Source organism: Streptomyces sp. NPDC044921 (assembly GCF_056432865.1).
On the sequence record NZ_JBWKIF010000036.1, the window covers coordinates 1 to 18,385 of the forward strand.

The window sequence follows — 18,385 nt, forward strand, 5'->3', positions numbered from 1 at the left end:
CCGCCCACAGCCTGACATCAGCAAGGTCCCCACCCATAACCACACCAACGACCGACCTGGCCATCAGTCACGGCAAGGACCGTTGCAGTACTAGGCCGTACGGGTGAAAGCGGGCATCTCGTAGCCGCAGGTCCCCGTAGGCTCCGCTTGGTCCGTGCGGACCGACCGGGGCGCTGCCGACGGCTAGTTCGTCCAGTCCCTTCCACTGAGGAGAGCTGAATGCGGGAAGGCCATACCATTGAGCCATCGGCGGCGATTGCGGTTGTGGGCGTAGCCTGCCGGCTCCCGGGCCGTGTTCGAGGCTTAGACGATCTTGCGTCGCTCCTGATGTCAGGCCGCGATGTCGTCTCCAGCGTTCCGCCGGACCGATTCGACGTCGCCGAATTCCTGGACGGGGGCCGTCGCAGAGCGGGCCGCACCTACACCGTGGCGGGGGGCTTCCTCGATGACATCACAGGTTTCGATTGCGGGTACTTCTCCTGGATCTCTCCCCGCGAGGCGTCCCGCATGGACCCGCAGCAGCGACTGCTGCTGGAACTCGCCGTGGAGGCCCTGGACGACGCGGGCGCGGACGCCGAACGCCTCGCGGGCGCGGACGGCGCCGTGTTCATCGGCTGCTCCAGCAAGGACTTCGGAGCTTTGCAGGCCACACGCCCCGACTCGGGCAACGCCTACACCATGTCGGGGACGGCCGGCGGCAACACCGCCAACCGGATCTCCCACCTGCTTGACTGGCACGGCCAGAGTGTGACCGTCGACACCGCCTGCTCCTCGGCCCTGACCGCCGTCCACCAGGCCTGCGAGCACCTCCGCACAGGCAAGTCCGCCCTGGCCCTGGCCGGCGGCGTCAACGTGCTGCTCGATCCACATGTCTTCAGCGGGTTTTCCGACGCGTCGATGCTCTCGCCGACGGGGCGATGCCGAGCCTTCTCCGCCGACGCCGACGGTTACGTGCGGGCTGAGGGTGGTGGTCTGCTGCTGCTCAAACCCCTGCCCCAGGCCCTGGTGGACGGAGACCGCGTGCACGCGGTGATCGTGGCGAGCGGCACCAACAACGACGGCCGCACTGCGGGGCTCGCCCTGCCCAACGGCAAGGCGCAACGGCTTCTGCTGGAGCGGGTGTACGGCGACGCCGGGATCTCGCCCGACCGGCTCGTGTACCTGGAGGCCCACGGGACAGGCACCCCGGTGGGCGACCCCATCGAGTGCACCGCCATCGGCGAGGCCCTCGCGCGGCACCGCACTGCGGGGCCGCTTCTGATCGGCTCGGTAAAGTCCAATATGGGTCATTTGGAGGCCGGTTCGGGTGTAGCCGGGCTGCTGAAGGCTCTATTGACGCTCCGTCTCCGCACGGTGCCGGCCACCCTTCATGCCGGGCAACTCAACCCTGCAATCGACTTCGGCCAACTCCAGCTCCGGCCGACGGTCACAGCGGAATCCGTGGAGGTGAGCGCCGAGTCCGTTGTCGGTGTGAACTCCTTCGGATTCGGTGGCGCCAACGCTCACGTGGTACTGGCACCCCCTCCCGTCCCGGCGGCGCCGGGCATCACAGCCGTCACGGAGCCGTTGCCCCTGGTCGTCTCAGCGCGTACGCCCGAAGCGCTCGCCGACTCCTGCAGCCGAATGGCGGACCGGCTGGGGACCTGTGGTGCCGGGGAGTTCTACGACGTCTCCCATACCGCGACCCGCCGCCGCACCCATCACCCATACCGCACAGCGCTGCTTGCCTCCACTGCGCAGGAGGCGGCGCAGGCGCTACGCGGTGCGGCCCGCGCGGAACGCCCGGCGCCCGGGTTGTCCTCCGCGCAGGCGGTCGGCGACGGGAGAATCATCTTCGCCTTCGCAGGCAATGGCTCGCAGTGGGCGGGTATGGGGGCCGACCTGCTCGCCGCCGAGCCGGTGTTCCGGGAGACGATCGAAGCGGTGGACACCGAGCTCGGCCGCCATCTCGACTGGTCCGTTGCCGAGGAGATGACCGCTGACGCCGAACGGTCCCGGATCCGCGACACGAGAGTGGCCCAGCCTCTGCTGTTCGCCTTCCAACTCGGTCTTGTGGAACTGCTCGCGGCCCGCGGTATTCGCCCCGCGGCGGTCACCGGGCACAGCGTCGGCGAGATTGCCGCCGCGTACACCGCCGGGTCACTGTCGCTGGAGGACGCCGCGCGGGTGGTTGCCTACCGCAGTCGCGCCCAGGCCGTCACCGCGGGCAAGGGCACCATGGCCGCGGTGGGCCTGTCCGAGGAGGACGTGCTCAAGGAACTCCTCCGTTACGGGAGCCGCCTTGAGCTGGCCGGGGTCAATACTCATTGCGACACCACAGTCGCGGGGGACAGCGAGGCTCTCGCTGCGCTCGGCGTCGAACTAGGCAAGCGCGGCGTCTTCTTCCGTCCCCTCGACCTCGACTACGCATTCCACAGCCGCGAGATGGACCTCATCGAGGAACCGCTGCGTGCGTCCCTGGCTGCTGTGCGTTCCCAGCCGGCCCGACTGCCGTTCGCGTCGACGGTCACCGGCGCGCTGCTGACGCAGGATGAGCAGCTGGATGCGGCGTACTGGTGGCACAACGTGCGGCGTCCGGTGCTCTTCGGCCCGGCCGTGGACGCCCTTCTGGATCTGGGCGCCGACGTCCTGATGGATGTGGGCCCGCACGCGGTGCTCAGTCCGTACCTCAAGCGCCTCGGGCTACGCCGCCGCGAGCGCTCGGTGGCCGTGATCCGCACGTGCACCCGGCGCGGGGACGGGCCCGCGGCGGTCCGTACGGCGGCCGCCCACGCCCTGGCGGCGGGTGCCGAGGTCGACCTGGATGCCCTCCTGCCGCGCGCGGGACGCGTGGTGGACCTGCCAGCCTACCCCTGGCAACGCGAGCGGCACTGGAACGGCGCACCGGACTGGTGGGGCCGGGTCACGAGCGACGGCACAGTGCCCCGACTCCTGCTGGGCCAGCGCGCCGCGGTGGCCGCACCGACCTGGCACGGACCGCTGACCTCGGCCCGCACTCCGTGGCTGGACGATCACCGAGTGGGCGTCACCCCCGTGCTGCCGGGCACCGCCTACGCGGAGGCGGCACTGGAGGCGGGCTGCGAGGCGCTCGGCACGGACGTGTTGGAGGTGACGGACTTGCTGTTCACGGCGGCCTGTGTGCTGCCTGGCGAGGACAGCACCGACGAACTGCTGCTGCAGACCTCCCTCCATCCGCACACCGGGGCAGTCGAGGTCGCCAGTCGCACCGGGCGGACCGGCACGTGGCTGCCGCACGCCCGTGGCCGGGTGCGGCGGCTGCACCGGGCGGCCCCGGAGCGCATCGGCATCGCGGGCGTAATGGCCCGCCTGGAGGCCCGGCCGGGAGCCGTGGCCGAGCACTACGCGGCGCTGTCCCGGGCCGGGATGGTGCACGGGCCCGCGTTCCAGGTGCTCACCGAGTTGCGGGCCGGGGGCGGCGAGGCCCTTTCCGCCTACCGCGTCCAGGCCGACACCTCCGGCTACCTGGCCCACCCGGCGTTGCTGGACGGCGCCCTCCAGACCGGTGCGCCGCTGCTGGCCGCCCTCGCGGACGGGCACCTCTTCCTGCCCGCGGGCATCGACGGCGTCCGGTTCTGGCGCCGTCCCGCGGACAGCGGCTTCGTCCACGTCACCGCCCGCACCCTCGGCGACCGCCAAGCGGTGTGGGACTTGCGTGTGCTGGACGAGGACGGCGAGGTGAGCATGGAACTCACAGGCTGTCGTCTGCGCCGCTTCGACCAGGCCGGGACCGCTCTCGGACGGTACGAGATCGCTCTGCGCGCAGCTCCGGCCACCGCCTCGCCGGCCGCGGTGCACCTTCCTTCCCCTGACGCCCTGCTGGCCGCCACGCGTGAGGAACGGCGGCGGCTCACCGAGATCGCGGACGACCGGTATCCGCGATTCGCCGCGGGCAACTGGCTTGCGCTCGGCCACTACGCAACCCGCGCCTTTGCCGAGCTCCTGCCCGCACAGAGGGAGTTCGGCACGCTGGAGCTTCGAGCGGCGGGGGTGCGCGCCGCGTACATGCCCCTGCTGGAACTGCTCGTCCGCGCTGCTTGCGACAGCGGCACGCTCGCGCCCAGCAGGCCACAGACGCCCTCCCGCTGGCGCTTCACCGAGACCCCGCCCGACCCCGACGCACAGGTCCGGGCTCAGCTGCGGGAGCTGCCCGACTGGGCGGCGGCAAGCGTCGTTTTCAACCTGGGTCGTCCGCAGCTGGCTGACCTCCTCCGCGGTAAGGCCGACCCGCGCGAGATGCTCCTTGCAGGCGCCGATCAGCATTTGATGACCCAGCTGTACAGCGATTCGCCGCAGCTGAGGCTGCACAACCTCTACGCCCGCGACCTGGTGCGCGAGATCGTCCGCCACTGGCCACAGGGCCGCCCGCTGCGGATCCTCGAACTGGGCGCCGGTACAGGTGGCCTGACGGGAGCTGTCCTGTCAGTTCTCCCGGCCGACCGCACGTGTTACACCTTCACCGACGTCAGTTCGGCGTTCTTCGCCCGCGCCGAAACACGCTTCCGGGACTACGACTTCATCTCGTACCGCGTCCTCGACCTCGACAAGGATTTGGAGGAGCAGGGATTCACCGAAGGCCAGTTCGACCTTGTTCTCGCGGCCAACGTGCTGCACGCCACCGCCCATGTCAGGCACTCCGCCGAGCGGGTGGGACGTCTGCTCGCCGACGGCGGTCTGCTACTCGGCCTGGAAAGCCTCGATGAGGACTTGGTCGGCTCGCTGTTCGGGCTGCTCGACGAGTACTGGGCCTGCACCGACGAGCGCCGGGGTGGGTCTCCGTTGCTGTCCAGGAACCTCTGGACGGAGTGCCTGACGAGTTCGGGCTTCGCAGAGGTGGGGTACACGGGCGTGGTACCGGATCCGGAGCGTGCGGACAACACCGTCCTGCTCGCCTGTCGCTCACCTCGCACGAATGCCTCGCCACCCGCGCCGACGCCTGCTCCGGCCGAGGGGACTTGGGCCGTCATCACGGAATCCGCATCGCGCGCGCTCGGGGAAGCCGTAGCCACACGACTGGCTGCGCCGGTGACCGAGCTGCGCGAGGGGCTGCGCCTGTCGGAGCTTCCCGCGGGTGAGCCCGGGGCGCCACTGCGCGCCGTGGTCCTCTTGGACGCCGGATCCCTCCCGGAGACGCCGGGTGGCGAGGCTCCCCGGGACTCCGGCAGCCCTGAGCACGTGGGCCGATTGACCGTCGCCCGTGCTCGAGCGCTGCGTGACCTGACCGGCGAACTGGCCGCCGCGCAAGCCGAGCTGTGGATCGTCACGCCGCCCGCAGGACTCTTTCCTGCTCCGGAGCGTCCCCTCAGCCCGGCCGACGCACCCATGTGGGGTCTCGGGCGGGTGCTCGGAAACGAGTACCCGGGCGTACGGGTCCACAGGATCTCCCTCGAACCCACCGGTGACCTTGACCGTGACGCGGACCGTCTGGCCGGGGAACTAGGCGTCCGCGAAGGCGGTTCGGAGCGTGTCCTGACCGCGGAGGGCCGCTTCCGCCCCATGCTGATCACCGAGAGGACGCCCACTCGCCCGGGGGGAGGCGGCTACCGGTTGCAGCTGCACGACCCCGGACTCGGGCATCGGCTGAGCTGGGTCGAGGAGGCCCTGCCACGACCGGGCCAGGGAGAACTGCTGATCGAGGTCGCGGCCGCCGCCCTCAATTACCGCGACGTCATGGTCGCCACCGGACTGGTCCCGGACGAGCACGCCCCGGATCACGGGGGACCACGTCTTGGCCTGGAGTGCGCCGGTGTCGTCACCGACACCGGGGCGGGCGTGCACGGCTTCTCCGCCGGCGACCGGGTCTACGCATCCGGCTACGGCTGCCTCGCCTCGCATGTGGTGGTCCGCGCCGACCAGGCCGGCCCTGTGCCCGAGGGCATGCGATTGACCGAGGCGGCCACCCTGCCTGCCGTGTTCCTCACCGTTCAGTACGCGCTGGAGGAGATGGCCCGGCTGCGCTCCGGTGAGGTGGTCCTGGTCCACGGCGGCGCGGGCGGAGTGGGGCTCGCGGCGATCCAGTACGGCCTGGGCCTGGGCGCCGAGGTGATCGCCACTGCCGGAACGCCCGCCAAGCGCCGGCTACTGCGCAGCCTCGGGGTGCGCCACGTCGTCGACTCCCGCGACCTCGCTTTCGCAGAGGAGGTGCTCGTAGCCACCGAGGGCCGGGGCGTGGATGTCGTCCTCAACTCGCTGGCCGGGGAGGGTATCGCGCGCGGACTGGAGTGCCTGCGTCCCGGCGGCCGGTTCGTCGAACTGGGCAAGCGCGACCTGTACGCCAACTCCCCGCTGCTGCTGGGACCGTTCCGCAACAACATCGCCTACTTCGGCGTCGACGTGGGAAGTCTGGCCGAGCAGTCACCGCAGACGGCCGCCGGCCAGTTCGCGGAGCTGACCCGTCGTATCAGCGACGGGCGGTACGAGCCGCTGCTCCACCAGGTCTACGCAGCCGACCGGGTCACGGAGGCCTTCCAGAACCTGCTGCACTCCAAGCACATCGGCAAGGTCGTCGTCGACCTTGCCCAGGCTCCGCCGGTCACGGCCGCGGACGTGGGCGTCCTGTCCCTGCGTCCCGATGCCTCCTACCTGGTCACCGGCGGGTTCTCCGGTTTGGGCGCGGCGTTCGCCGAGTTCCTGGCCGAGGGGGGCGCCCGCCATCTGGTGCTCGTCGGCCGCCGCGGCGCCGCCACACCCGAGGGCGCCGGTCTCCTCGAGCGGCTGGCCGCGCGGGGCGTCGAGGTGCGCGCCCACGCGGCCGACGTCGCCGAACCGGGAACCGTCGCCCGCATCCTGGCGGAGGCACGGGACAGCGGGCACCCGGTGCGCGGAGTCCTCCATGCGGCCATGCACATCGACGACGCCCCGCTGACAGAGCTGTCCCCGGAACGGTTCGCCGCGGTCCTGCGCCCCAAGGTCGCCGGCACGCTGGCTCTCGACCGCGCGACCCGGGACGAGGAGCTGGACTTCTTCGTCGTGTGCTCGTCGGTCAGTGCGTTGGTCGGCAACCGCCATCAGGGGCCCTACTGTGCCGCCAACGCCTTCGGCGAAGCGGTGGTGCGTGAGCGGCGCCGCGCCGCGCTGCCGGGCCTCGCCGTGCAGTGGGGCAACATCCGGGGTACTGGATACGTTGAGCGGACGGGCCTGCTGGACAAGATGGAGCGCGGCGGCGTGGGCGCTCTGGACCCGCGGGAAGGCTGGCGTGTCCTGAATGAGCTCATCGTTCGCCACAGCGAGTCGGCGATCGTCGGCCGTCTTGACTGGCAGCGCATCCGGCAGTTCTTCCCGGCTCTCGACGCCGGCCTGTTCGAGGGCGGTGACGAGAGCGGTGCGCGCTCCGGGGCGGAGAGCGTGGAGGAGGTGCAGACCCGACTGGAGGCTCTCACCCCGGAGGAGGGCGCCGAGGCGGTCGCAGAAGTGTTGGCCGAACTGGTGGCGAAGGTTCTACAGACGTCGGCCGAACGCGTCGACCGCACCTGCAGGCTCGACCGGCTGGGTCTGGACTCCCTCATGGTCGTCGAGCTTTCCGTCATGGTTCGCAAGCGGCTTGGCTGCGACATCGCGGTACTGGAGCTGATTTCCGCGGGATCGCTCGACGACCTCGCCCGCCGGGTGCTGCCCCTGATCCGAGGAGACCGATGACTGCCGCACCCCTTGCCTCCGCCCTCCCCGACCTGGCCGGGCTGCCCTGGTGGCGCCCCTGCCTCGTGCAGGTCGTCGGCGCCGAGCACGCCGCCCCGACTCTGGCGGCCTTCGTACAACAGCTCGTTGCCGCCTTCGAGGAGCAGGGCCACACCGTGGTCGACACCTCGCACGGCGATGTAGACCTGTTGCTGGTGGCCGCCCGTGTCCCGGAGAGCCCTGTTCCGTTGCACGAGCGGCTGCCTGAGCAGGTGCCGCCGCTTGCTGTGGCGGCGTGTCAGGAACATGGGCTGCGGGTCGGTTCGCGGCAGGTCGTCGTCCTCGTCGAGGTGCCGGAGCGACTGAGCGGCCTGCCGCACAAGGCGGTCGTCGCCACCGCACGTACCGCCATGGCCCGGATGGCGGCTCCCAAGGTGCTGTTCGTCTCCCGGGGCGAGCAGCCCGGCGAGGTCGCCGAGGCCACCCTGTGCACGCTGGAAGGCGGGCACCCTACGGAGAGGGAGCACATCCCGGACCGGATGCGCGACCGCCTCGTGACCGCGGCCTGCTCCCGCGAGGTGGCCGATGCCTGCGAGGTAGTGCCCGACGCCGTACCGGCCCGCGTCTGGGAGGCCAGTCCTGCGCCCGGGCAGCTCGCCCGCGCGGGCCGGGTCATGGGCGAACTGAACCTTCTGCCCGAGCCTGTCGACATCGGCCGGTACGTGTCGTCCGAACTGGCCCGTATGTACGAGGCGTACATGGGCTGGAAGCGGCTGAGCGAAGGCATGCTCTTCCTCGTCGACCCCGAGCTCGATGCCCTGGTGGTGAGCGCGTCCGGTAGCTGGGATGTCGACAAGCGGACGCTCGGCCGCGACGACATCACCATGGTGGCGCTCGACCCGCCTGACAGCCCCCTGCGGGTCCTCGCGCCGGAAGGCTGCCACCCGCTGGGTCCCTCGGTGGAGGCCTGGGAGGTACGGGCCTTCCTGCACGCGGTGCCCAAAGTCCGGGTGAGCCGTACCACGTCGGGGGCGTGGGTGCCCCGCCCGGACGGCGAGCGCGAAGTGCCCCTGATCCGAGCCGGAATCCACGCCCACGTGGGGGTCGAGCGGGCCGACTCGGCACACATCGAGACGGTGCCGCCGGACCGGGAGCGCTATCCGTACGGGTTCGGCTGCGGCACCGACCTGATGGGCGAGGTCGCGGCCGACACCGTACGCCGCTCCCGGGCCGTACGTGACGCCGACGACGCCCGGCTCTACGTGCGCTGGCCGATGCTCTACCACGGTGAGATGGCCGTGGAGCTGTGGAAACCCGGTTTGCCGGCCGAGCCACTGAGCGGGTTGCTCGATGTCTTCGCCGCCTCCGTGGACTTCCGTCCCGACCACATCGAGCAGCCGGTCTGACCATGGCCCTCGCACTGGTCACCGGAGCGAGTTCGGGAATCGGGGAGGCCTTCGCGCGCCACCTCGCGCGGGACGGGCACGACCTCGTGCTCGTCGCCCGCGCCCCGGACCCGCTGGAACGGACCGCCCGCACGCTGCGGGCGGACACCGGCCGACACGTCGATGTCCTTTCTGCCGACCTGGCCACCGCAGAGGGCTGCGCCGCGGTGGAGGAGCGGCTGCACTCCGGCCCGCCCGTGGACGTCCTGGTCAACAACGCCGGGACGGTGTTGGGCCGCCCGTTCCCCACCACGTCCGTGGTGGAGGAGAGCGCCCTGCTCGACCTCAACATCAGGGCCGTGATGCGGCTCACCCACGCCGCCCTGCCGCGCATGCTCCGGGCCCGCGGCGGCGCGATCGTGAACGTGGCCTCGGTCGCCGGGTGCGGGCCCTCGTGGCTGGCCAGCAGCTATCCGGCCAGCAAGGCATGGGTCATCGCCTTCAGCGAGTCCGTCGGCCGGTCCAAGGGTGTACGCCAGGCGGGAGTCCGCGTGCTCGCGGTACTGCCCGGCTACACCCGTACAGCCCTGCACGAGCGCAATGATGTCGACACCGCGCACTTCCCGTCCTGGATGTGGCTGCCCGCCGACCGGATCGCCTCCACGGCCCTGCGCGACCTGCGGCGCGGCCGGGTGGTGTGCGTACCCGGACGCCGGTACCGGGCGGTCGTACAGGCCATGCGGCACCTGCCGCGCGCCCTGGTGCTGCCGCTGTGCTGGGACCTCAGCCGTACGGACGCCTGGGACCTGGGCCATGCCGGCGCCGACGTACCCGACCGCGGCGATCCCCTGCGGCCCCTACAGGAGGAGAAGCTATGACGGCAACAGATGCTCAGCCCCCGTCCACCTGGGAGGTTCCCTCCTCCGGCGCGGCTCGCTTCAACTGGGAGTACGGCCAGGGCCGGGAGCGGCTGCTGGCGCTGTACCAGAAGGGCAAGGACAAGCAGTGGGACTCGGATCTGCGTATCGACTGGGACATCGATGTCGATCCCCACGACGCGCTCGGCACTCCAGACGAACTGATCCCGCTGTACGGCACGCATCACTGGCGGCGCATGGCCGAGCGCGAGCGCGCCGAACTGCGACGCCACTACGCGTCCTGGCTGTTCAGCCAGTTCCTTCACGGTGAGCAGGGTGCGATGGTGTGCGCCGCCCGGATCGTGGAGGCGGCCCCAGACCTGGACGCGAAGTTCTACTCCGCCACCCAGACCATGGACGAGGCGCGGCACGCAGAGGTCTACAGCCGCTTCCTCCGAGAGAAGATCGGCCTGGTCTATCCGATCAACGACAACCTCCAGTCGCTCCTCGGTGACACCCTCCGCGATTCGCGCTGGGACATGCCGTACCTCGGAATGCAGGTCCTGATCGAGGGTCTGGCCCTCGCCGCCTTCGGCATGTTGCGTGACACCACGGACAAGGAGCTGCCCCGTCAGATCCTCACGTTCGTGATGCAGGACGAGGCCCGTCACGTGGCCTTCGGCAGGATGGCCCTGCGCGACCATTACGCCCAGCTCAGTCAGGCCGAGGTGCGCGAGCGCGAGGACTTCGTCGTCGAGGGCTGTTACCTGATGCGGAACCGCTTCCTGGGCCTCGAAGTGCTGGAAAACTTCGGTATCCCCCGGCAGGAGGCCGTCGGCCTGACCGAGCAGTCCGAGTTCACGCATTTCTTCCGCAAGCTGCTGTTCCGGCGGATCGTGCCCTGCGTCAAGGACATCGGACTGCTGGGCGAAAGGCTACGGCGAGCCTTCGCCGACCTGGGCGTGCTCGACCTCGGCGGCACCGGTCTGGAGCTGCTGATGGCGGACGACGAGCACCAGGCTGAGCGACTGGACCGGGCTCGCTTCGAGCGTGAGGAGGCCGCGCGGCGCGAGGAGGTGGCCCAGGCCATCGAATGGGGTTCCGAGGCCTGAGCCTTCCCGCCGTCCTCGGCATGCCTGCATCAGCGGTCCATGCGGTCCCGTGGCAGCAGGACCGCGCGGGCCCGCAGCAGGGCAGCGGGCGCCCACCAGTTCCAACGTCCAGCCAGACCCATCAGGGCCGGTACCAGCAGACAGCGAACGAGCGTGGCGTCGATGGCCACGGCGAGGGCCAGTGCCGCACCCAGCAGCTGAAGCACTGTCAGGGACGAGGAGACCAAGGCACCCATCACGATGATCAAAGTGAGGGCTGCTGCGGTCATCAGCGGACCGGTGCGGCGCAGCCCGGCCGCGACGGCCGCGCCGTTGTCTCCCGAGCGCAGGTACTCCTCGCGGATCCGGGCCACGAGGAAGATTTCGTAGTCCATGGACACCCCGAACGCCACACAGAACACGACCACCGGGATCATCGGGTCCAAATGCCCGGTGGCTGACCCTCCCAGCCGGGCGGACAGTTCCCCGTCCTGGAACAGCACAACCATCGCGCCCATGGTGGCCGCCAGGGTGAGCAGGTTCATCAGGATGGCCTTGGCCGGCACGAGCAGACTTCCGGTGTACAGGAAGAGCAGCACGCCGACTGCGAGCGTGATCAGCACGGCGGCCCAGCCCAGGTGCAGAGCCAGGCTGCGCCGCATGTCCACCAGCGCAGCCGTCTCGCCCGCGACCATCACAGGCCCAGGGCCGGGCAGCGTGCGCACCGCGGCGACGAGGTCCCGTGCCGGGCCGCTGTACGGGGAGGCGGAGGTGGTGACGGTGTACCAGACGCCGGTTTGCGGAGCGCGCTCGAAACCCGTTGCCACGCGATTGGGGGCGGCTGCATGGCCGGGGGCCTCTCTACGCTCTGGAGTCTCCGCTTGAGCACGGGCGTCCGCATGGCCGGGAACCTTACTGGGAACGTCGTTGTCGGCGGGGACACGACTCGAGACCTCCTCCCGGCCGACGCCAGCCGTCCGCCCGCCGGCCGTGGTGGTCGGATACGGCCCCAGCACGGCGGTTACGGAGTCGAGTTTGGCCAGCCTCTCGTCCACCCCTGCGGCCGCGGCTGTGCCTGGTCGCAGGCTCGGGAACAGCACCGTGACGGTGGAGCCCCGCAGTGCGGGAAAGTCTTCAGCGGCGCGTTCGGCCGCAGCCCGCGGCGGCGCCTGGCGGGCCAGCCATGACTCGTCGATGAAACCGGTTCGCGCCCCCGCGAGGGGCGCAGCCAGCGCGAGCAGCACGACGGACACGACGGTAGCCACGGCGGCGGGGCGGCGCAGCACCTGTCCTGCCAGCCACTCCCACGAATGCTGCCTGCGGACTGGACTGCGTCGGCGCAGGATCCCACCCCTTGTGCCCAGGCGGTTCCCCAGCAAGGCCAGCAGCGCCGGTAGCAGGACCAGGGCACCGACTCCGGCCAGCGCGACCACCGCCATCGACGCGGCGCCCAGCGACCGGAAGAACGGCGCGGGGAAAAACAGCAAGGCAGACAGCGAGAGCCCGACGACGGCGGCGGAGACCACAACGGTCCGCCCGGCCGTGCGCACGGTCGAGGCGACGGCCTCTGCCGTCCCCGCGCCTCTCGTGATCTCCTCCCGGAACCGGCTGACCATGATCAGGCTGTAGTCGACGGCAAGGCCAAAGCCCAGCGCGGTGACGATATTCGGGGCGAAGACGGACACTTGGAGTCGGTCGGCAAGCAGAGACAGCACCGCTAGCGCCCCCGAGATGCTGACCAGCCCCATGGCCAGCGGCAGCAAACAGGCGGTAAACGAACCGAAGATGAGTACCAGCGCGATGGCCACCAACGGAATTCCGATCATCTCCGAGGTAATCAGATCCCGCTGGCTGCGCTCCTCCGCGTAGCGGTTGACCAGGAGCCGTCCAGACGCTTCGATTCGTAGGGGCCCCAGATTCCCGGTGTACCGCTCAATGACCCGGGACGCCGTCCGCCCGGCCTGCTCGTCGTCACCGCCGATCCCTACCTCCAGCAGCGCGGAGCGCCCGTCCCGCGACAGCAGTTCGTCGGCTTGCCGCTGAGGCACGGTCCACGGGGATGCCACCGACAGAACCCCCGGTACAGCGGCCAGACGGCGTACGAGGTCCCGGCCCGCCTCGCCCGTTGCGCCCTCCCGAACCGACTGCGTGGACCGGGCGGTCAGCCGAAGTTTGGCCGGTACGGCCCCATAGCGATCGGCCAACAAGCGCTCGGCGCGGCTCGACTCGGCGGCGGGATCCAGATACCCCCCATCGACCAGCCGGTCGCCCAGACCCAGCGACACCGGGAGACTCATGAGTACGGCGAGTGCAGCGACCAGCACGATCGGCCACCGTCGAACCACAGCCCAATGCCGCTTCGATTCGCCAGCTGCGGGGGGCTCAGCCACGGCTTCCCGCGTCACCAGCATCAACGACCCCTGTCACAAATCGAGTTTCGGGTACACCGGCTCTGACGACATCATGGTGCTCACCGGACTGCGTACGCGAGAGGGCGCGGGGATCCCCCACGTTCAGGTGAACAGGACGATTCCGACGGCTGAGAGCCCGACTGCTCGCGCCGGTCGGCCGCCCGTTGAGGTTCAAGGTCGTGTGCCTGGGCCGGGGGAGATCGGAATGGGGCTCGATGGGCTGCAGTTGGTGACGGGCAATGGGTGGAGTGCGGCGTCGTTCGTGCTGGCGGTGATGCCCCCGCTACGACAAGACCGCCCAGTCCTGGAAAGCAGCCGTCACCCTCGCCTCACTCCGGATGTAGGCATGACATTTGACGACAGAACCTAGCGCCTGTCCGGTGGGTGCAGCGCCAGCCGGATTCCCAACAGCATCGGACCATCACCCGCCCGGGCTATTCGTGCCGGAATGCCGCGTGCAGGTCGGACTTCCAGGGAAGGGGGACGCCCGCCACTCACAGGTGGCAGGAAGGGGCACATCTGATGCCGATGCACGCGAATGTGGGCGATCGCCTCCTTGTCCACGGCCACGTCGTGGGCCAGGCCGACCGACAGGGAGAGATCATCGAAGTACGCGGTCCGGACGGGAGCCCGCCCTACGTGGTCCGCTTCGATGATGGTCATGAACAACTGGTGTACTCAGGGCCCGACGCCGTCATTGAGCCCAACGAGGTCTGAATAGCCGTCCTCGGGTTGAGATGGGATCGTTGGACACGCCATAGCTGTGCTGCCCCGGGACGTTGGTGACACGCGTGATGGGTGCTTGAACGGGTGAGGGCCTTCTGGGTTCGGTGTGGATTGCGACATGTACCGCCGAAGCTCGGGAGGCCCTCGTGTCCCGCCGTGATGCCCTGCTGACGCCGACCGGGAGGCTGCGTCCGGCCCGGTGTGTCGTGGAGGACGGCTGGCCGCTGCGGCGGGCCGCGGAACGCATCCGGGTCAGTCACACCACCGCCGCCCGCTGGGCCGGCCGATACCGGCAGCTGGATGAGGCCGGGATGCACGACCGCTCCAACCGCCCGCACCACAGCCCGCGCCAGACGCCGGCCGCAGTCGAGCAGCAGCCCCTGCGGCTGCGGCGGGAACACCGCATCGGCCCTGCCCGGATGTAGCCGACGGCGTCGCGCGGGCTCAGCCAGGTGGCCAGGTGCCGGGATCGGTGGGCAGATGCTCGAAGCTGCCGATGCGCAGGCAGACGACGGACGGACCGGACTTGTCGGCATACAGGCGTCCGAGCGCTTCAACAGCGGCTTTGCTCACCCCGTAGAGCCCGTCAGGGCGTACCGGCTCCTGTGGGCGGGTGAGGTGCGCGGCAGGGTAGAAGCCGGTCACCCGGTTGCTGCTGGCCAGCACCACTCGCTCGATCCCTGGGCGCCGCGCCGCCTCCAGGACGTGGTGGGTGCCAAGCACGTTGGCTGCGAGCAGATCGGGGAGAGGCGCCTCGTCGGGTATCCCGCCCAAGTGGGAGCACGCGGTCGGCTCCGGCAAGGGCCGCTTCCACGGCGGCGGTGTCCCGGAGGTCCACGGTGCGCACATCCTCGCTCTCGGCCTCCTGGCACAGCGGCACCCGGTCGAGCAGGATCAACCGCGCCGCCTTGCCTTGCAGCGCCTCCCGCGCCACGGAGCCGATGGTCCCCCCCGGCCCGTTATCGCCACCGTTCCTAGACTCATTGCGCCTCCCCTGGCTTCGACAACCCGCGAATCTTCGCGCCTGTCGATCCAACTCAGCAAGGCGGTGGGAAACGCTCTGGGAGATCTTGAGCGAGAGGCAGGGATGTCAGGGGCGCCATCAATGATCCAACATCGATGGCAGAACCGTAACGGTGGTCTCACTTCGGCGGTAATCGGTCCAGGTTCCATGTCTACGAACATCCCGCCTGATCACGATGCGCGGTCACGGCGAAGGGGATCTCCGGCACCAGTTGGTGGGGAGCGTCATTTGGACCGTGCGGTATTCCGGCCGCGGGACCATGGGGTGGGCGGCGGGCTGTCAGTGGCCGCGGGGTGCGTTGGCTGTGTCGTCTTCCGCGGATGTCGTTTCGACGTGAGTTCGTCCGGATGTTTTTCGTGGCTCTCTGGCGCGTGCTGTGTCGGGACGGCTCTGCGGTTGAAGGGATCCCACTCATGAGGACAACCGCAGTCGAACGTCGCACCGAACTGCTGCGTCTGTACACCGGGCTGTCCTGGCCGCCTCAACCCGGCGCCGGGTTGAGGCGGCCGCGCCTGACTCCCTGCTGATCCCGCAGCCGGACGCCGGCCAACTCGTACTGGGGGCCCGCGTGATGACCGCATTGGCCTGGCGTCGGATCACCACTGTGCACCCATGGGGCAGTACGCTGCCACCGCGTACTGGTCGCGCCTGCTACGGCTTCGCCGGGGCCTGGGGCAGTACGTCGGGAACTTGCTGAAGTTTGCCCCATTCGTTGGTGACGTAGATGATGCCGTTGTCGCGGTCCAGCCCGATACCGCAGACCGGGCCGAGGCCGTCGGCCACCACCCGCTGAAGGCCCTTGGTCTCGTCGTTGGCCACGACGACCTCACGCAGCTTGTGGCCGTGCGGGTCACAGAGGTATGCGTTACCGGCGCCATCCAGGGCTAGGCGGACGCTGCGTCCGAGTGCGGAGGCTACCTTTTGCCCGGTGTCGCCGTCCGACTTCAAGTTGATCTCGTACAGCTCGCCGTGGTCATACTGGCCGACGTAGGCCTTGCCTCCGTGCAGTGCCACCCCGGCGGCCCGCGGCACATTCCAGGTGCGGCGGCTGATCGCCGGCTGGCTGGTCAGGTCGAGTTCGATCAGCTTCCCTCGGGCGAGGTCGGTGATATAGGCCTTGTTGCCCGGCAGGTCCAGGGCGACGCCGAAGGCGTACACGTCCTGGATGACCGTGACGGGGGAGGCCGACGGGTCGGCCAGGTTCACCGTGATCAGGCGCCTGCCGTTGTGGTCGGCGATGAAGGCCTTTTCGCCTGGCAGGTCCAGCGCCACATCGTTGACGTCGCCGAGATTCGCCACCACCCAGTCCGTGCGGCGGCTGGTGAGATCCACCTTGTGCAGCCTGCCACCGCGGTCGGTGACGTACGCCTTCTGGTTCGCCGGGTCCAGCGCGAGCCCGTAGGCCTGCCCCAGTCCAGTGGCGATCTCGACGGGATCCCTTTTCGATGTTTCCTGCTTCTCGCTTTCTGATTTGTGCAGAGGGTGATACTTCTTGTCGAAGGTGAGTTTCTCAAGCTCGAAGACTTCGTGCACTCCGGCGAGGGTGGAGACGACCTCGGCTTCGCCTTTTTGCGTGAACGGCTTCCCGTCGTCGGTCAGGTCAAAGGATTCCGCAGCCGTACCGCTCTCACCGAGTTTCCAGGCGATCACCTGAGAATATTTCGGTTCCTTTGCCTGCGGGCCGTCCGGCTTGGTCTCCTTGACCTCTACTGGTTCGGGGTAGTACAGAGCGACCCATCCACCGAAGGAAATGGGAAATTCGTAGTCGAACCTCCTCACCTGACGTCGTTGCGTGGCCAGGACGTCCACCCGGCTGGCGACTTCGCCGCTCAATGTCGACGTTGTCTTGAACGCAGTGGTCAGCGAACCGCTGACGGACGCAGTGATGCCAAGCATCAGTTGCGCCGATAGCTCTCCGGTCCCCGTAGCGGTACTCGTGGCTGTTGTTGTATCTGTGCTTTGTTTCTGGCTCTCCGTGTCAGTGCCCGAGTTGTTCGGGCTCTGCTTTATGGTGGTCTTCTGCGACTGGTTCATGGCCATGCTCTTTTGGAGCTGCTGCTGCAGTGACGCGATGGCTTTCGCCCCGAAGGTGAGCTGCACTTGCCCTTGGAGCGTCCAGCTGATTTGGTTCTGGATGGAAAATTCGACCGAGTGCGTCCACTTGGTGGGGGTTGGGTCGGTCCGGTTAACGTACGTTTGCTTGGAGATCACGTCGGGAGGGGGCTGCGCGATGTCTGCCCGTTCCTCGATGAGCGGCACACCCACCGTCATGTAGGCGATCCACCCGCGCTGATGCGCGGTCCCCTCTCCTTCGGGGAACTCGCCGAATCGCCCCTTGTTCAAAGAGAACCCGGTGGGGCTGATGTACCGGTCCTGCCCGTCTGATGTTTTCCTTTCGGCTTTCCTCTTCAGTTTGTCCTTATCCCGCTTCAGGATTTTAACGGCGTTGTCGGCTACTTTGAGTTCCTTCAGATTCCGGCCGGTCAGCGGGTGCCGTACAAACCGCTCGCCGAGGTGAGCCGTACTGACGTTGTTCTTGGTGGCGCCGCCCATATCTTTCTTCCTCCTTGTGTAGCGGTACTCAGTGACGTGCGTGTGATTGGTTCGAACGTGTTTGCCTGGCGGACCATGAGGAAGCCCTGTCAGCCCCCGAGTGGCGCCTTTGTTGTTGCTGTACACGGAACTCATGGGATGGGAGGGGACCCGGCCTCGACCCTTGTCTGCTGTCACATCGACCCGCCTCCCGGCAGGCCCGTCCCCCAGGCCTTCGAGCATCTACTTCGTCTCGCTTCCCGCCCTCCGTTTTTGCTTTTTTACTTTTCATCGTTGGACTTCGGCTTATCTTCCGGCTTGATCTCTGCCTCTACATTGTTGGACGCCTCGTTCTTGATCGACGAGGCCATACCGGATGTGGATGCAGGGTTTTCGCTGGCTTCCCGCTGCTTGGCGGATGCCGTCTGCGTGTTCTTGAAGAGCGGGGTGATGAAGTTGCTCATGATGTCGAGCGCCTCTGGAGACGTCTCGCGCACGATCTTCGGATCGCGTGCAACTTCGGGGATTCCGTCGTAGAGCTCCGGGTCCACACCCTCCCGTTCGGGTCGGGCGCCGGGAATTTTTTCGTTCACCTTGCGAGCGGACTCTTCGGCGGACTTGGCTTCACTTCCACTGCTGTCGAAGATGTTCTTGAACGACATGGAATTCCCTTCGTACCTTCTCGTCGGGTGCGATAGCCCATACTGGCGACGCTAGTTTCACCGAT

9 protein-coding genes and 1 pseudogene are annotated in these 18,385 nt (G+C 68.8%); 6 read left to right on the forward strand and 4 right to left on the reverse strand.

Going from position 1 to position 18,385, the window contains the following annotated elements; all coding sequences use genetic code 11:
• Positions 1-219 precede the first annotated feature (219 nt).
• The 4 genes from AC07DA_RS34860 to AC07DA_RS34875 are packed head-to-tail and all read left to right on the forward strand — an operon-like array spanning position 220 to position 10,986.
• The gene (locus AC07DA_RS34860; protein WP_479132258.1) at positions 220-7,653 is read left to right on the forward strand and encodes an SDR family NAD(P)-dependent oxidoreductase; all 7,434 of its coding nucleotides are present in this window, start codon (positions 220-222) and stop codon (positions 7,651-7,653) included.
• Positions 7,650-9,038 (forward strand): hypothetical protein, encoded by a 1,389-nt coding sequence (locus tag AC07DA_RS34865; RefSeq protein ID WP_479132259.1) that lies wholly within the window; start codon positions 7,650-7,652, stop codon positions 9,036-9,038. Before AC07DA_RS34860 ends, AC07DA_RS34865 begins: the two co-directional genes overlap by 4 nt.
• Positions 9,039-9,040: 2 nt before the next feature.
• Positions 9,041-9,895 carry an SDR family NAD(P)-dependent oxidoreductase gene (locus AC07DA_RS34870; protein ID WP_479132260.1) on the forward strand — a complete coding sequence of 285 codons (855 nt, stop codon included), beginning with the start codon at positions 9,041-9,043 and terminating at the stop codon, positions 9,893-9,895.
• Positions 9,892-10,986: a ferritin-like domain-containing protein gene (locus AC07DA_RS34875; protein WP_479132261.1), complete on the forward strand. Its 1,095-nt coding sequence runs from the start codon at positions 9,892-9,894 to the stop codon at positions 10,984-10,986. The genes AC07DA_RS34870 and AC07DA_RS34875 overlap by 4 nt, the downstream gene beginning before the upstream one ends.
• A 29-nt stretch (positions 10,987-11,015) precedes the next feature.
• On the opposite strand, the gene AC07DA_RS34880 is transcribed toward AC07DA_RS34875, so the two are convergent.
• Positions 11,016-13,289 (reverse strand): MMPL family transporter, encoded by a 2,274-nt coding sequence (locus AC07DA_RS34880; RefSeq protein ID WP_479132262.1) that lies wholly within the window; start codon positions 13,287-13,289, stop codon positions 11,016-11,018.
• Positions 13,290-13,904: 615 nt separating this feature from the next.
• Between AC07DA_RS34880 and AC07DA_RS34885 the strand changes: the two genes are divergently transcribed.
• Both AC07DA_RS34885 and AC07DA_RS34890 read left to right on the forward strand, forming a co-directional pair.
• Positions 13,905-14,093: a DUF1918 domain-containing protein gene (locus AC07DA_RS34885; RefSeq protein ID WP_479132289.1), complete on the forward strand. Its 189-nt coding sequence runs from the start codon at positions 13,905-13,907 to the stop codon at positions 14,091-14,093.
• Positions 14,094-14,248: 155 nt separating this feature from the next.
• Positions 14,249-14,524: pseudogene (locus tag AC07DA_RS34890) on the forward strand (leucine zipper domain-containing protein); the annotation flags it as partial.
• A 22-nt stretch (positions 14,525-14,546) separates the two neighbouring features.
• On the opposite strand, the gene AC07DA_RS34895 reads toward AC07DA_RS34890, so the two are convergent.
• The 3 genes from AC07DA_RS34895 to AC07DA_RS34905 all read right to left on the reverse strand — a co-directional run bounded on the left by AC07DA_RS34895 (position 14,547) and on the right by AC07DA_RS34905 (position 18,320).
• Positions 14,547-14,903 (reverse strand): NAD-dependent epimerase/dehydratase family protein, encoded by a 357-nt coding sequence (locus AC07DA_RS34895; protein WP_479132263.1) that lies wholly within the window; start codon positions 14,901-14,903, stop codon positions 14,547-14,549.
• Between the two features lie 874 nt (positions 14,904-15,777).
• Positions 15,778-17,805, reverse strand: a complete 2,028-nt coding sequence (locus tag AC07DA_RS34900; protein ID WP_479132264.1) for a YncE family protein — start codon at positions 17,803-17,805, stop codon at positions 15,778-15,780.
• Positions 17,806-17,939: 134 nt separating this feature from the next.
• Positions 17,940-18,320: a hypothetical protein gene (locus tag AC07DA_RS34905; RefSeq protein WP_479132265.1), complete on the reverse strand. Its 381-nt coding sequence runs from the start codon at positions 18,318-18,320 to the stop codon at positions 17,940-17,942.
• Positions 18,321-18,385: the final 65 nt, after the last annotated feature.

Excerpts from the sequence above, each read along its gene's own strand:
- AC07DA_RS34860 (WP_479132258.1), top strand. The coding sequence starts at position 220 with ATGCGGGAAGGCCATACCATTGAGCCATCGGCGGCGATTGCGGTTGTG.
- AC07DA_RS34865 (WP_479132259.1), top strand. The coding sequence starts at position 7,650 with ATGACTGCCGCACCCCTTGCCTCCGCCCTCCCCGACCTGGCCGGGCTG.
- AC07DA_RS34870 (WP_479132260.1), top strand. The coding sequence starts at position 9,041 with ATGGCCCTCGCACTGGTCACCGGAGCGAGTTCGGGAATCGGGGAGGCC.
- AC07DA_RS34875 (WP_479132261.1), top strand. The coding sequence starts at position 9,892 with ATGACGGCAACAGATGCTCAGCCCCCGTCCACCTGGGAGGTTCCCTCC.
- AC07DA_RS34885 (WP_479132289.1), top strand. The coding sequence starts at position 13,905 with ATGCACGCGAATGTGGGCGATCGCCTCCTTGTCCACGGCCACGTCGTG.
- AC07DA_RS34905 (WP_479132265.1), bottom strand. The coding sequence starts at position 18,320 with ATGTCGTTCAAGAACATCTTCGACAGCAGTGGAAGTGAAGCCAAGTCC.